Annotated in this window: 17 protein-coding genes and 1 pseudogene; 4 read left to right on the top strand and 14 right to left on the bottom strand. The window is 42.5% G+C overall.

Annotation, left to right across the window (positions count from 1 at the left end; translation table 11 throughout):
• Positions 1-151 precede the first annotated feature (151 nt).
• From ACWICE_RS12750 to ACWICE_RS12710, 9 genes are all read right to left on the bottom strand, one after another.
• Entirely contained in the window at positions 152-1,324 is a 1,173-nt protein-coding gene (locus ACWICE_RS12750) for an ABC transporter permease (protein WP_454298505.1), read from the bottom strand.
• Position 1,325: 1 nt separating this feature from the next.
• Positions 1,326-1,676 carry a transposase gene (locus ACWICE_RS12745; RefSeq protein WP_157739562.1) on the bottom strand — a complete coding sequence of 117 codons (351 nt, stop codon included), beginning with the start codon at positions 1,674-1,676 and terminating at the stop codon, positions 1,326-1,328.
• A gap of 115 nt (positions 1,677-1,791) precedes the next feature.
• Complete coding sequence (locus tag ACWICE_RS12740; protein ID WP_197700950.1) at positions 1,792-2,133, bottom strand: ISAon1 family transposase N-terminal region protein; 342 nt, start codon at positions 2,131-2,133, stop codon at positions 1,792-1,794.
• Positions 2,134-2,539: 406 nt separating this feature from the next.
• A complete protein-coding gene (locus tag ACWICE_RS12735; protein ID WP_093099138.1) occupies positions 2,540-3,436 on the bottom strand; it encodes a 3-hydroxyacyl-CoA dehydrogenase in 897 nt (298 codons plus the stop codon).
• 10 nt (positions 3,437-3,446) lie between these two features.
• The gene (locus ACWICE_RS12730; RefSeq protein ID WP_093099140.1) at positions 3,447-3,821 is read right to left on the bottom strand and encodes a DUF1304 domain-containing protein; all 375 of its coding nucleotides are present in this window, start codon (positions 3,819-3,821) and stop codon (positions 3,447-3,449) included.
• Positions 3,822-3,905: 84 nt separating this feature from the next.
• Positions 3,906-4,484 (bottom strand): RNA polymerase sigma factor, encoded by a 579-nt coding sequence (locus tag ACWICE_RS12725; protein ID WP_093099141.1) that lies wholly within the window; start codon positions 4,482-4,484, stop codon positions 3,906-3,908.
• A gap of 106 nt (positions 4,485-4,590) precedes the next feature.
• Positions 4,591-4,857 carry a hypothetical protein gene (locus ACWICE_RS12720; protein WP_175486321.1) on the bottom strand — a complete coding sequence of 89 codons (267 nt, stop codon included), beginning with the start codon at positions 4,855-4,857 and terminating at the stop codon, positions 4,591-4,593.
• 1 nt (position 4,858) lies between these two features.
• The gene (locus ACWICE_RS12715; protein ID WP_197700951.1) at positions 4,859-5,683 is read right to left on the bottom strand and encodes an efflux RND transporter permease subunit; all 825 of its coding nucleotides are present in this window, start codon (positions 5,681-5,683) and stop codon (positions 4,859-4,861) included.
• Positions 5,684-5,695: 12 nt separating this feature from the next.
• On the bottom strand, positions 5,696-6,796 hold the full coding sequence (locus ACWICE_RS12710) for an efflux RND transporter periplasmic adaptor subunit (protein ID WP_093099143.1): 1,101 nt from the start codon (positions 6,794-6,796) through the stop codon (positions 5,696-5,698).
• 743 nt (positions 6,797-7,539) lie between these two features.
• Between ACWICE_RS12710 and ACWICE_RS12705 the strand changes: the two are divergent.
• Together ACWICE_RS12705 and ACWICE_RS12700 are read left to right on the top strand one after the other, a co-directional pair.
• Positions 7,540-8,160: pseudogene (locus ACWICE_RS12705) on the top strand (DUF5712 family protein); the annotation flags it as partial.
• 140 nt (positions 8,161-8,300) lie between these two features.
• On the top strand, positions 8,301-8,585 hold the full coding sequence (locus ACWICE_RS12700) for a hypothetical protein (RefSeq protein ID WP_139185480.1): 285 nt from the start codon (positions 8,301-8,303) through the stop codon (positions 8,583-8,585).
• A gap of 264 nt (positions 8,586-8,849) precedes the next feature.
• On the opposite strand, the gene ACWICE_RS12695 is transcribed toward ACWICE_RS12700, so the two are convergent.
• Genes ACWICE_RS12695 through ACWICE_RS12680 form a run of 4 tightly spaced genes read right to left on the bottom strand, consistent with a single transcriptional unit; the run spans position 8,850 to position 11,638 of the window.
• The gene (locus tag ACWICE_RS12695; RefSeq protein ID WP_093099149.1) at positions 8,850-9,389 is read right to left on the bottom strand and encodes a hypothetical protein; all 540 of its coding nucleotides are present in this window, start codon (positions 9,387-9,389) and stop codon (positions 8,850-8,852) included.
• A gap of 2 nt (positions 9,390-9,391) precedes the next feature.
• Entirely contained in the window at positions 9,392-10,183 is a 792-nt protein-coding gene (locus tag ACWICE_RS12690; protein WP_093099150.1) for a hypothetical protein, read from the bottom strand.
• A gap of 39 nt (positions 10,184-10,222) precedes the next feature.
• Positions 10,223-10,873 (bottom strand): hypothetical protein, encoded by a 651-nt coding sequence (locus tag ACWICE_RS12685; RefSeq protein ID WP_454298504.1) that lies wholly within the window; start codon positions 10,871-10,873, stop codon positions 10,223-10,225.
• Positions 10,874-10,885: 12 nt separating this feature from the next.
• Positions 10,886-11,638: a carboxypeptidase-like regulatory domain-containing protein gene (locus tag ACWICE_RS12680; RefSeq protein ID WP_139185482.1), complete on the bottom strand. Its 753-nt coding sequence runs from the start codon at positions 11,636-11,638 to the stop codon at positions 10,886-10,888.
• 261 nt (positions 11,639-11,899) lie between these two features.
• On the opposite strand from ACWICE_RS12680, the gene ACWICE_RS12675 reads away from it, so the two are divergent.
• Positions 11,900-13,792, top strand: coding sequence for a tetratricopeptide repeat-containing sensor histidine kinase (locus ACWICE_RS12675; RefSeq protein WP_454298503.1), 1,893 nt, complete (start codon positions 11,900-11,902; stop codon positions 13,790-13,792).
• A complete protein-coding gene (locus tag ACWICE_RS12670; protein WP_093099156.1) occupies positions 13,785-14,396 on the top strand; it encodes a response regulator in 612 nt (203 codons plus the stop codon). Before ACWICE_RS12675 ends, ACWICE_RS12670 begins: the two co-directional genes overlap by 8 nt.
• 111 nt (positions 14,397-14,507) lie before the next feature.
• Here ACWICE_RS12670 and ACWICE_RS12665 read toward each other — a convergent pair whose 3' ends face one another.
• A complete protein-coding gene (locus tag ACWICE_RS12665; protein ID WP_095067911.1) occupies positions 14,508-14,744 on the bottom strand; it encodes a hypothetical protein in 237 nt (78 codons plus the stop codon).
• Between the last annotated feature and the right edge of the window lie 20 nt (positions 14,745-14,764).

Raw genomic sequence — 14,764 nt, 5'->3', positions numbered from 1 at the left:
GTACCGTTTCAATGTTAATGGATATAAAAAACGATAGCATTCTCTTTGTAAAAGAGGTTATTCTTATAATTTCGCATCCACACAGGAAACTGGAATCCCCATTTCTTTGATTATTGTGTCCTTGGCCCAAAATTAGACAAGAGTAGTATTATCAAATTCTCAAACTTTCGACAGGGTTTGCTGTAGCTGCCCGGTAAGTTTGCCAAAATATGGTGACGAAGGTTATTAAAAATATGATAATTGCAGCAATTCCCATCATCCACCACTCCATTTTTATCCTATATGCATAAGTTTGCAACCAAGAGTTCATGAGCATCCAGGCAATGGGGGCAGAAATCGCAAATGCCAAAGAGACCAGCTTAATGAAATTCAACGAAATTAGTCTTATGACACTCCAGGCCGATGCTCCCAAGACTTTACGCATACCGATCTCCTTAACCCTCCTTGCGGTGGCAGACAGAGCCAACGCAAAAAGTCCCATACAGGAAATGACAATAGCGATACCGGAGCCCATCATTACGATATTGGAAAACGTACGGTCCTTTCTGTATAAGTTATTTGCATTCTCATCCAGATAAGAGGCTGGAATGGTCGCATCCGGATTTACGTTTTTCCATACCTTCCAAATATTCTCCATCGTTTTAGGAAGTAAATCTGTCTCTACTTTGACAAAAAGGTACTCAATATCAGAAACGTTTCGATTTATGGAAAGACTCAATGGCTCCACTTTCTTCCGGAGATGCTGAAAGTGAAAGTCATCGACTACTCCTATTACTGTACTTCCTGCGTTGAGCGCAATATTTTTTCCTAAAATACGATGAATACCGCCCATCTGCTCTGCCATCTTACGATTAACGATTACAGCAGCGGTATCTGTAGACATAGTCCGGTCGAAATCACGACCCGCAAGTAACTTGATTTCTAGAGCCTTGAGAAAATCATATTCAATACGCATATAATTGGTACTGTAATCTTTGTTTTCCTGAGAAAACTTCAAAATGCTACTTCTCAAGGTCCCATCGCTGCCCAGTCCCAGATTAACGTCCGACGCACTTACAGCTTTTACCCAGGTCTCCTTCGAGAGCTCCGCACGCATCCTTTCCAATGCCTGCTCTTTGTCGATTCCCTTACCTATCGGAATGCTGATGACCTCTGATGTATTATAGCCAAGGGAACGGCTTGCCATATATTCTACCTGTGAACTGACGACAATTGCAGAGATAATAAATAGTACTGATATTGAAAATTGAAGGACAGTCAACCCGCACCTTAGCCTGGATGATCCAATGGTAACGTCACCCCTTAAAGTTTCTTTCGCGTTCATGTCAGCAATTTTGAACGCAGGATATCCACCAGCCAGCAAGGTGACCGATATAAAGTTGCTGAACATGGAAACGGTCTATTACTTGAACCGCATTGGGAAAGCATCTTTTGGCTATCAATCCCATATTACCGGCTAGATCAAGCGTTATCTCTTGAACTTTATTGCGTAATCTATGTGGAATCTTTTGAAGGATCGGGATAATGTTCTCTGATTTTGTCCCGTTCAGTATGGCTACAATGGTCCCTTTTTTGCCCCGTGCTTCTTTATTGGTGACAACGGTATAGAGCTCGCCATGGGATAGGCAGGTCTCGTCAATAGAAAGATGGCCGCTGACATTCTGTGGGAAGAACAATCCATTTCGCGCATTTTCGCGATGCTCCCAATCCTGGAAACCGCTCAGTTTATTGCGGTAGTATCTCCTTAGTTTACTGGCTGATATCCCATAGAATGAACTGATAGTCTGGATGCTATGAGCCTGGTTGTCCGCTGATACCTTTTAAAAAAGCTGCGAAATCCTGTGTGATGCGCGTCCCTTTGGCTACTAACTCCCAATTTCTGTAAACTACTTTGTCCGTATCTTGGCTGAGCCATCTGCGGCGCTTGACATGAAGATAGACCTGCATGCCACGGATAGGAAAATCTTGAAGGGTAACGGGTTCGAAAAATCCCTTGGAAATCAACTTCTGGCCTTGATATTCTTCAGGTGTATTATTGAGTTCCTCCAGAAAGATATCTAGTCTTTTTTCTTCTTTGGAATAGTGGGTCATCTCAAAATAATCGGAAACTCCTTCGGGGATAATTAAGGGCATTAAAGTGTTGAAAGATTCGTGCATCTGTATAAATATCAAAGCACAAATATCTAATTATTTTTTATCCCCTCCACAACTTTTGTACATGATCCAACTATACCCAATTGGTGACAAGGAGAAAACTTTTTTTTGGATTATTTCAAAAACAACTCAAAAAAACAAAATCAAGTAGGTGTTTGACAAGGATAAATAGTGCTACTAAAGGTAAAAATCACCGAAAAATCGCAGATCTGGGTCAAATAGATTATAGTATCAAGGCAGCAGTACTAACTAGAAATGGTAATTCCCAGTGCCTCTTGGACTGACAATTACCATTTTATAAAGTTCATGTTTAACATCTCAACCTTCAACCCTTATAACATTAAAGGTTACAAGCCAGAAGATATTGATAATTAGGCATTTTTAATTACTTTAAGAAATCTTCTTCTTTATATTTTGGATTAGGATACTTATAAAATCCTTCACCTGTTGCAACGCCTAATTTACCTTGATCTATAAACTCCGATTTTAATTTTTCTACAATTTCAACCTTTACAGGATCTTTAGTCGCGTCTGCGGCCATTTTGTTAATATTATAAGCAGTAGTAATACCTACTACATCCAATATTCCAAAGGGACCAAGCGGCGCTCCTGTAGCTACCATCCAAGTCTTATCGATCGTTTCAATATCCGCAATATCTCTTATCCACAAATCCATACCAGCACTTAAAAGCGGTACTAAGAGGGAATTTACAATATAACCGGGCTGTTCCTTGTGCAAAGGCAAAGCCACCATGCCTATCTGTTTAGCAAATAGCAGCAAACTTTCAAATACCTCATCAGATGTACCTGCGTGCTTCATCACTTCACCGGTATTATGTTTCCATATTTCATTCGCAAAATGAAGTGCAACAAATTTTTCCGGACGCCCCGTATACTCGGCAAACTGGCTAGGCAACATAGTCGATGAATTTGTTGCAAATACCGTTTTAGCGGGTGCCAATTTTGCCAATTTCTGATAGAAATCAATCTTAATCTCCGGATTTTCAGGAACAGCTTCAATAACTAAATCGGCATCTTTTACAGCCTCTCCCAAATCCGAACTATAGGATAATCTTGCTTTGGTAGCTGCCAATTGTTCATCTGTAGCACCTAAGTCTCTTTTAAAAGCAGCACTTAAAATAGCAAACTTTGCTTTTGCCTTTTCTAAAACTTCATCATTAATATCGTAAACAGTTACATTAAAGTTATGAAAAGCCGTTTGAAAAGCGATTTGATAGCCTAATACACCGCTTCCCGCTATTATTACATTTTTAAACTCCATACTTTTTGTTTTAAGAATTATAAGAAATCAATACACAAATCAGCGCAAGTATTGCGGGCAGCCCTTGTTTTAAAAGGATACTTTTAGAAGAGGTTATACCTCCATAAAGTGCTGCAACAATCACGCATCCCAGAAAGAATACACGGATATTAAAACTCCATTCTGGGTTTTCGATAAAAAAAGACCATATCAGCCCCGCCGCTAAAAAGCCATTGTACAAACCTTGATTAGCCGCTAAGCCTTTGGTTGCCTTAAACAGTTCTTCCGGTAAAGCACCTCTAAAAGTCTTTTTGCCAACCGTTTCCCAAGCGAACATCTCCATCCAAAGGATATACAAATGTTCAAGAGCTACAATTCCCGTTAATATTAAGCTTAAAGTTTCCATATTTTAAATCTCCATAACTTCTAACATTCTTTACTAACCTAAGAAACAATATAAACGGACAACTTGTTTTACAATATAAAAAAACTACCTGTTCATGATGTAGACCACATAGATCAGCATCCCAAGATTATCTCTAAGCTTTTTTGCCGCTCTTTTCAAATGCGTATTTACGGTGTTTTCAGAGATATTCAGTTGCTCGGCGATCTCCTTAGCACTGAGATACTGTTCAAAGCGAAGTAGATATACCTCTTTCATCTTTTGGGGCATAGCATCGATCTCTTGCCGGATCATCTGGGCAATGTCTTTTTCGCGAATCAGATAGTCGGTCTCCGTGCTATCAATATCAATATAATGATCTCCCTGTTCAATATATTTACGGATTACGGACTGGTGTCTAAAGATATCAAAGATCTTATTGAGTACTGATTTGTAAAGAAAGCTAGAAACCGAGGAATTGATGGCAAAACGGGTCCTATTGTTAAGGACCCAGGCAAATACATCCTGCACAACATCCTTAGCCTCTTCTTTGTTGCGGAGCTTATTGTAGGCAAATAAATAAAGTAGCTTATTGTACCTATCGTAGATTTCTTTGAATGCACGATCATCTGCTGACCGTACAAGATCAGCCCACTCTATATCACTATATGATGTGTAATCGGTCATTGGCAAAAAAAATGGACCGCAAGTTAGCTAAAAAATAGTGATATTATCTTAATTAAAAAACTCAGCCCCCCATTAAGATTATTATTCTACCGACAATCGTTATGGTCTACGCACTTCTTATTTTTTCAAAATTTCTATTCATGATATGCCTTACTACATAACGATAAACAAGCTGTTTCAAAACTCCTAATTTCTGTTGGTGTTTTTCATAGAAAGAATCCGGTGAATCAAAGAGCCCAAAATCCTGATTAATACCCTTGTCCTGTATAAAGGTATTATTAAGATCCCAATCGATCATGGGGTTCAAAAAATTATCGGTATAAACACCGTAACCACAGAAGGTAGTCGTGCACTCCCTAAATTTCTGCTGCATTTTACGCAGATATAGTTCCAAACTCGATACGAGAAATATCTCCTAGAGGCAAAATAGCACCGTCGGTTTTGGAGCGCAGAATGATTTTTTCAAATTCTTCTGGCTTATTTAGCTTACCTTTGTATCGTAATGTGTATTGTAAAGTTGCATCACTTTCTTCTCCTAAAGTACCTGGTGAAGCTTCAAAACTATAGTGTTGGATAGCTGCTTCTACATCCGCTGGTACTAATCCATAGGAAGATAATTTGTTGGGATCTAACCATACCCGAACCGAATACTCCTTAGAACCAAATAAGCTTACATTACCTACACCCGGAATACGTTTCAGCTCAGGCAAAAGATTGATATTGGTGTAGTTTTGCAAAAAACCTTCATCGTATTTATCAGGCTTTTCACTATTTACATTTACAATCATCAAGTAACTGGTCTGCTGCTTGGTAGTCGTCAGGCCAAGGCGAATGACCTCTTGCGGTAATTGCGAATTGACCTGAGCAACACGGTTCTGCACGTTCACAGCCGCTTGGTCAGGGTTTACACCTTGTTTAAAAATAATGGTAATGGAAAAACTTCCATCATTGCCTGCGCTGGAATTAATGTACTCCATGTTCTCTACACCATTAATGGCTTGTTCCAATGGTGTTACCACCGAACGAATCACGGCTTCAGCATTGGCTCCAGGATATGTTCCTGACACAAATACTGTAGGTGGAGCAATCTCTGGGAATTGAGTCATTGGAATCCGTAGTAATCCCAGAATGCCCAAAAGTACCAATATGATGGAGATAACCGTAGCGAGTACGGGTCTTTTTATGATTTTATTTAACATCTTTCTTATGTTTTATTTATTCGTTTTGGGCTGGATGACACTGTTTTCTGGAATAGGTACCAATTCATTTGCCACTATTCTATCACCCGCTTTAAAGCCTGATTTTACAATATAATAATCACCAGACTTGGTATAATCGTGTAAGGCTACACGTTGCATTTTATTTTCTGCATCCAATAGTCCCACAAATAGTTTATCTTGTACTTCGTACGTCGCCAATAATGGAATTTGAAATACATTCGGTTCCGTAGATCTTAATACAATGCGACCCGTGTTTCCAGTTCTTAGTAATGACTCTGGATTCGGAAAAGAAGCACGCAGTATGACAGAACCCGTGGTCGCATCAAACTGTCCATCCATCATGTCTATTTTATCTAGATGATTGTATGTCGAGCCATCTGCCAGAAGCAAGTTGATGTCTTGGAAGCTTTTTAGTTTTTCTAATAAATTAGCACCTTGACGCGTTGCGTTGATTTTCAGAATTTCATTCTCAGGTAATGAAAAATAAGCATACATTTCATTCACCTGTGACAAAGTGCTCAGTGCTTCTGTATCCGAAGGGCCAACCAATGCGCCCAAACGATTCGGAATACGACCAATGTATCCACTTACAGGTGCTTTTACCACACTAAAGCCCATGTTTACATTAGCCGAAGCGACCAAGGTTTGCTGCTGCTTAACACTTGCTTTAGCGTTGTCGTAGGCGGTTTTTGCTTTTTGGTACTGGAAATCAGCAACAACTTTTTTGTCACTTAATACTTTATATTTTTCCAATTCCAATTCTGCTGTCGCTAACTGTGACTTAGCCATATCTAATGAAGCTAAAGCGTTATTTTTCTGTTCAGCATAAACGCTAGCATTGATGCGAAACAAAGGTTGTCCTGCTTGTACATACGCACCCTCATCCACATATATTTTGTCGATATAACCGCTTATTTGAGGACGCAGGTCGATATTGGTTTTACCTTGTAGACTTGCCGGAAAAGACTGTTCAATAACAGCATCAGTTAGTTGAAGCGTCAACACTTCTGCATCCACAGCTTGCGGAGCCTCTTGGTTATTTTGCTCTTTCCAATTACAGCTTTGCAAAGCCAGCACAGCGGCAAAGAACAAAAACCATTACATTGTTTTTTTTACTTATCAGACGTATCATCGATTCTTTCTTTAAAATCATTATTGGTAACAAAAGTAAATCTGTTACGCACTTGCATTTATGTAAAAGAAACTGAAGTGGGGAAAATTACAACTGAAGTGGGGAAAATCGTGAGCTAAGTTTTTTAATTCTATATTTGAATTCGTAGTATGTCATTTAAATGCTACGAAACTAACTGCATAAATTATATACGGGTACAACAAAGTAGTTACCTTTACGTGCAGACTTGCGGTTCGGTGAAACACTTAAAATTTGTTTGTTATTTATAAAAAAAGCCTATATTAAATTTATAGCAATTGCGGCTAAAACGTATGTCAAACCAGTGAGCGATTCGGTGAGTAGAGAAATAGATGGGTTTTAAAACACTGATAAAGAGACTAATGATCTAAAGGTGTTATTCCCCTACGGGCTACCAAATCGAAGATCAAAACATACAAAAGCTTGCAAATTTAACGTTTGCAGGCTTTTTTGTTTTTACGGCAGGTCGAAATGTTCAGAAATTCGCAAACTTTTAGTGGATCATACCGAAAGTTTGGGGGATTAATATTTTTAAGCATACAATTTCATCACTCTGTACAGGAAGAATGTCGTGTCCATTACACCGCGAAAGACTCTCCTAAAAGCCTTAAGTTTTTTATTGAAAGATCCTGTCGAGGCATTGGTGCTTCTGTTATAGAAGTATTGGAGACGAGCTAGGAACTTTAAGCGTGATGGCATTGGCGGCAACAGGGACCTGATGTGGTTTGCCAAGCTGGAAGACCACAGATATTATACGCATAAGGACAAAGAGGTACAGCAGGGACTGAGGAAACGTGGCGAAAAGAAAGAGGACGACCAGCGCTACATCCAGATCCTCGTACGCCGGAAGGACATCACCGGGCGCTACATGCTCAGTCCCATGAACAGCTCCAAAGGAAGGAATGCCGAACACTCCAAGAAAATGGGCCAGTTCGACCGTGTAGCATTCAAGCAATCGGGCGAATCCCTGTTCGACCGGGAGTTCGATTTTGATCGGGGATTGAAACATACCCTAGCGCATGCCAATATCCTTAAGGACGGGAGCCTTGCTCAGCGTGAACAGCTGGACCTGCTGATGGAAGCGGAAAGGGATATCGGGCGTGATGGCTCATTCATCAACGAGCTGGCGACAGAAATATCAAGGGAAAGCTATACGTCATCCATCGACCTTGTCGAACAGATAACCCATGGCCTAGGTGGGCTACTGGGTACCCTGCTTGAACCCGTGCCTCCGGGAGTGGGCATCGTACAGGAACAGGAACCACGAAAGAAGAAAAAGAAGAAAGGCTACAGGGTGGGAAGGTAACGGTTTTAATGTTACTTCCGAACAATATGAGTAACAATCGCACTATTTTAACGCTGATTCGAATCTGTCAAATTGATATTTTATATCTTTATTAAGATAGAAATGCAAAGTTTATTTACATGTTTAATCCGCAAAAAAGCATGAAGTATACATTCTATATTCCAATTGTACTGTTTCTTTCAGCCTGTGCTTCACTTCCTCGCCTACCGGGCGAGAAAATGGACCGCCTGGAGCTAGACATGAAAAAGGAACAGATTAAGGACATCCTCGGCCCGGGATATACAGTTGCGGAAAAACGCGAAGATAACGGAACCACCGTTGAGGTGCTGTCCTATAGGGATTTTTACAGGGACGACGAATTTTATATGTTCAGCGGAAGATTGGAAAATATGGTACAGGGAACTGATGCCCAAGATAGAGAATAAAAAATGACTGTGCTTTTCGGGAGGGGAACTGTAGATAGTGAGGCACCAAAGGTTTGCCTGCCAACCCCATGTTCCCAAAAGGTTCAAAGAAAATTCGGATTGCCCGTCAAAAAATGTATATTTTTTCCATATCCGGAAATTTAAGTATAATAGTTTATACTTAATTCTGTCCATGGCCGCCCCCTTTCATTAACGACAGGGGGCGGCGGGTCAATAGGTGATTTGGGAATCTCCCTGTGATTTCGCGGAAACTTTACTCTTCTTTTAAAATTTATAAGTGATACCTGCATTGAGGACAGAGACGCCATAGCCTAGCTCGGCATAAGCACCGATGCGTTGAGCAAAAAACCAACGTCCCCCTAAAAATCCACTTAAACCCAGGCCGCTGCCGTAACTGTCGGCAATTGTGCTATCATCACCATCCGAGGAATATTTAACGAAGTTATATCCAAACATCGCACCTCCATAGACGTCCAGTTTTGGTACATTGGTAAAACCGTTGTAATGGTAAGCCCCACGAACACCTACAATGGTATAGTTCCATTTGGCGGTATAGCCCAATCCATCATATTTATACCCCGTATTACCGACATACCCACCGAGACTGATCACTCCGGGACCGCCGATGCCCCACATGCCGTGGTCAATAGATACCGAAATGGCGGGCCGGGCTTTCCCGAGGCCGCCCAGAGCGGTGCCCAAACCGATACCGAGATTGGCAGTGGTGGTTCCATTTTGAAATTGCTGCGCCTGTGTAGCGATGGCAACAATAACCGCCATAAGGGTGAAGATTGTTTTTTTCATAATCAATTTGCTTTTTTATAGGTAAATACTCTTGTTTCCAATAACTCATCGGTTGCCCTGTCATATACCTCTGCCTTGATCGGATAGCCCGCCTGGTTGTAGGTATACTCCCAACGGTCATTCCTTGTAACGCTAGAACCCGTTATCAAGGAATGCGACCGGGCGTTGTTCATCGAACCCAGCTTCCACATCCAAGGGTAATTTGTGTAGCGGCAGGGTTTGTCGTCATAATCTCCATATTCAAGTGTAGACAGAGGAAGGTTCTGTATTCGGATCACGGTTTTTATGATATTCTTGCCCGAACTATCGAACGTATAGGTATGGCTGCCTATCTGTTCGCCCTCCATATTGAATGATGTTTCTGTCACTGTTTTTTCCGAATAGGCGTATATAACATTGGCAATGATCTTACCTTTGTTATCTTTCAAAACCCCAGTCGTGGGCTTATCCCCGCTACCATAGTAATATACTTCGCTCATGACCAGCTGACCATCCGATCTTCGTTCTACTTTTGTCGCATGATTGCCACTATAGGTAAAATTCTCGGTGACTACACTTCCATCAACACCATGGACATACCGTACGATAACCTGGTTCTGATCGTTGTACTCAAACCGCATTTCCGATTTGCCATTTGTCTTCTCTTCAGTCAACAGTAGTTTATCACCGACTGCCAAGCCAACATAGCAAGGGCTTTCCTCGTCATCGGGATCGCAGTGTTCCTTGTCTTTGGAACAGGCTCCAAGCGTTACGGTCAAGAATAACGCGGATAGGATATAAAAATATTTTTTCATGATAATGTGTTTTATTTTAAGAATTGTTGATATCGGGCTTTATTTCTGGCAGTTGCAGACTGCTCCACCGTATAATTTACCGTTGAGGGGCATTTCAGCGAAATACTTCCGACCTATTTTTACTTCTACCTCTATCGGGGTGACCCGAGGTTCATCTGTTGATTCCGGCATTATCTCTTCTGTCATTATCGACATCTTGGCCCACATGCGTTTATCCGAATTCTCCATGATAGTAACTTTAAATCTTGGCAAATCACTGTCCTCCTCATTAAGATAATAAGGCCATGCGGTAAACTCCGGCACGCTGAACGGCATGGTTGCAAAGGCTATTCCCGGATAGGTGCCCTTGGGTAATTTATGATTCAGAAGTGCATTGCCCGCCATAGATAATATAGCTGGATCGGATGAATTTGCTTTTGCCTGCCGGATCATAAAACTAAACCCATTGCCGTCCGGGAGCTCTTCATTCTCTCCGGATGTAAGCACTATTTTGTCCTGACCAAATGCATTGGGAAGCGTTGTTTTCCCATTGATTGTTACACTATACCAGCATTCCGCATTCGATTTTCCTACACCTGCATAGCAAGGGCTTTCCTCGTCATCGGGATTGCAGTTTTCCTTGTCTTTGGAGCAGGCTCCAAGCATTATGATTAGGAATAACACGGATAGGATATAAAAATATTTTTTCATAACCGTATGTATTTAATACCCTATAGCTATAGAGGCCGAATTGTGACCTCTGTTCGGTGGGTCGGGCAGGAAATCCAGCTGGATCTCGGGCTTCGGGCCATCCTGTTTATCCCAGTCTTCGACCTTCAATGCCCGGTTTGCGCCGATCTTTTTCAATGTTGCCTTCACCTTATACCGTCCAATGGGAATGTCCTGCAGTTCATAGCGGTTCTGCCACTTGTCCTCACCATAACGGACCGTCAAGGTACGTCCCGCCGAACCGTCGATGAGAGGTCCGACAGATGTGAATACCAGTTCGATGTCTTTTTCATCCTCGTAAAAACCATCTCCCGACCTCAACATCACGAAGCCTCCGTAATAGTTTTCTGCCTCCCAGGGCATCCGGCCTTCCAGCTTCCATATAAAATTGCGCACCGCACCATCTTCGGAAAAGGCATCTGTTCCGTCGGGAAAAAGCTCCATTTTATATTTGCGTCCGTTGTAGGTTGTTTCGACATAGGCAAATGTCCGCCATGATCCGGGTTCCACCTTTACCCTGTACGTACCGTCCTCTTTGGTGCTCCCATGAATGTAGGAAGCATAGAATACGGTATTGTCCAGCAGGATCTTTGCCCCTGCAATCGGTTTTCCCGCTTCATTCACTACCTTACCGGTGGCATAACCTTCTTCAGCATCATTTGGATCGCCGCTGTCCGATTTGGCGCAGGCTGTGAAAGTTGCCACAACAAGGAGCAGTACCATTGTTTTTCTGATTGTTGTTCTCATTTTATTAATTTTATAGTTTATAACTTTTATCGGGATGAAGGCTTAGCGCATGCAGTACCTGTTTTCCTTCATTTGATAAAAACAAAGGTATAGCGGCAAAATTTCACCCGATACCCCCTAAATGGGGTTTTTATCTGTGGCTTACACTGCTAGCTTTGCATAATGGATAACCGGAACAGACCCTGATAATCAAACGATATAATGAAAAGAGAGATACATAGAAAGATACAGCGTACACGCTGCTTAGAACTGTTGCTATTTATGACGTGCATACCTATGATAGGTTCCGGACAGAATCTCGATTCTTTGGAGCAGGTCGTGAAAACGAATAAACTGACCGATCAAGAGAAGGTTGACAAATATAAGGGTTTGGCGCTTGGGTATATAAATGACGATCCTATCCGGTCGAGGTCATTTAGTCTGAAAGGGCTACATTGGGCGGAAGTGACGGGCGATCAAAAATCCATGGCCAAATTTCTGTATTATCTGGGGTCTGCTTATTACGTGAGCATGGTCTTCGACTCTTCCGCCATTTATTTGGATAAAGCATTGGTACTTACACGCCAAAATAAGGACAAAGATGAAGAAGTGCCAATCCTTAAGATGTACGGTCAACTCTATCGCCGGCAAGGCTATTACAAAAAAGCCTTAGAACGATATTTCGAAGCGGCAAAACTGGGTGAACGACTGCAAGATGATCAAAAATTGTGTGATGTGTACATGGGGATAGGTGGAACCTATCACCTCATGCAAAATGATAAGCAAGCGTTACGCTATTACGGGAAAGCAGAGAAAATTGCATTGAAGCATGGGAACGAGCAAAACTTGGGCGACATTTATCTCTCATTGAGCAGTGTCTACAAAAACGAGGATGGCGGTAAGGATAAAGCGATTTATTATGCAAAAGAATCGCTTAGGACCCATCGTAGATCGGGTAACCTTTCGAACGAAATCAGTGCGCTGCAAACACTTTGCGGAGCATATTTTCAGTATGATGACTATCCCAGTGCAATGAAATACGCAGAAGAAGCCCTTCATCTAGCAAAAAAGATCGGCAATGCAAATCTAATTGCGCACTCCTATTCGGATATCTCCAGCATCAGTTATTACATGAAGCAATATGACAAATCTGCTGAAACAGCTTTGGTGGCACTGGAAACCGATTCGACAGATCATCATTTAAAACTAACGATATTCTCCAACCTACCCCTTATATATGCACACTTGGGGAACCTTGATGCTATGGAAGAGTATATGGAACGGTATAAGTCTACCGTAGACACATACAGCAACGAAAACTATCAAAATTCACTCTCCACCCTGGAGGTCAAATACGAGACCGAAAAGAAAGAGCTAAAAATAGAAGCATTGGAAAAACAACGTCAATTATATACCTGGCTTGGAATCGCGGGGCTGCTTATACTTTTGATCGCTCTTGGCTTTGCTTATGTACGCTACCGCCTTGCCGTAAGCCGCAGAAAACTGGCGGAAGAAGAATCGCGCCGTTTGGAACAGGAAAAACAACTGGTAGCTGTGCAGGCTACCCTTGATGGCGAAGCTGCTGAACGCAGTCGTCTCGCCAAAGACCTGCACGATGGATTGGGCGGTATGCTCTCGGCAGTGAAACTGAACCTGCCCCAGATAAAGGGTAATGCTTTATTGGAGGCGGTGGATGTGACCCGCTTTCAGACCGCCTTGGGCATGCTGGACGATTCCATACAGGAACTGCGCCGTGTGGCGCACCACATGATGCCCGAATCGCTGCTGAGGTACGGACTGAAGGTGTCCCTTGCCGATTTTTGCGCGGCCATCCCGATAGTGGATTTCCACTATTTCGGGGATGAAACCCGCCTGTCCAATAAGCTGGAAATTATGGTGTACCGATGTATCCACGAGCTGGTCAACAATGCACTGAAGCACGCGGGGGCAGAACATATCAACGTGCAGCTGGTACAAGAGGCAGATCGTCTTTCCTTTACGGTACAGGACGACGGAAAAGGCTTCGGTCAGCATACCGTTTCCGAGGGTATGGGGTTACGGAACATCCAACAGCGTGTGGAAGCGTTTCAGGGTAAACTGGATATTTACACTTCGGGTGAAGGAACAGAGGTGCATGTAGAACTGAAACTGACAAAAAAGGAACAAAATGATTAAGGTAGCCATTGTGGACGACCATAAGATCCTTACCGATGGATTAAAAAGTCTTATCGAAGAATCAGGCATAGCGAATGTGGTCGGTATAGCGAACAGTGCGTCCGAATGCCGTAATTCGATCGTTTTCTGGAAGCCGGATGTATTGCTCCTTGATGTGGGCCTGCCGGATATCAGTGGGGTGGATTTCTGCAAAGAGCTCAAAGCGCGTTATCCCGAACTCAAAGTGCTGGTACTGACCACGCACAACGAGTACAGCGTGGTGCGGCAGATGCTGGAAAACGGTGCATCGGGCTACCTGATCAAGAATGCGATGACCGAAGAAGTGCTGGCAGGAATACAGGTCGTTGCCGATGGTGATACTTTCCTTTGCCACGAAATAGATGTGCTGATGAAACGGCCCAAAGCCACCCAGCTTTGGCTAAGCCAGCGGGAGCGCGAGATGTTGAAACTGGTAGCCGAAGGGCTGACCAATGGTGAAATAGCCGAACGTATCTTTCTGAGCCCGGAAACGATCAAAAGCTACCGAAAGAACCTGCTGCTGAAACTGGATGCTAAAAACACTGCTGTGTTGGTAAGGATAGCCATCGAACGAAAACTGATATGATGTGACTTCAGGGTAAGGCTATCGAAACAGGGACCAAACAAAAATAAGAAAATATATCGCAGGGAAAGGTAAGTACAGTATGGAATGGGCAGATTGGATGTTCTATTCCCGCTATGTCTTTTCAAGGATGTCAACAACTTCACGGGCGATTATATTCACCCTCTTTTCAAGGGAGGCGATCTCGCCCTCCCTTATGGAAAGCTGATTCCTTAATTCTGAATTATCGGCACGGACTTTTCCGGTGTCCAATTGGCTGTTCAGAATTGACTCCATACCGGATTCAAAAATCTCCAATATCACTTGCTTGTTTTTTGATATGGCATCGATCCTTTCCGTTTCCCTTTCCAATCGGAAGTTTTCGAGTTTAC

This window comes from Sphingobacterium sp. NPDC055346 (assembly GCF_053645235.1).
Note: the sequence above shows the minus strand (reverse complement) of the source record. Positions and strands in the feature narration are given on the sequence as shown.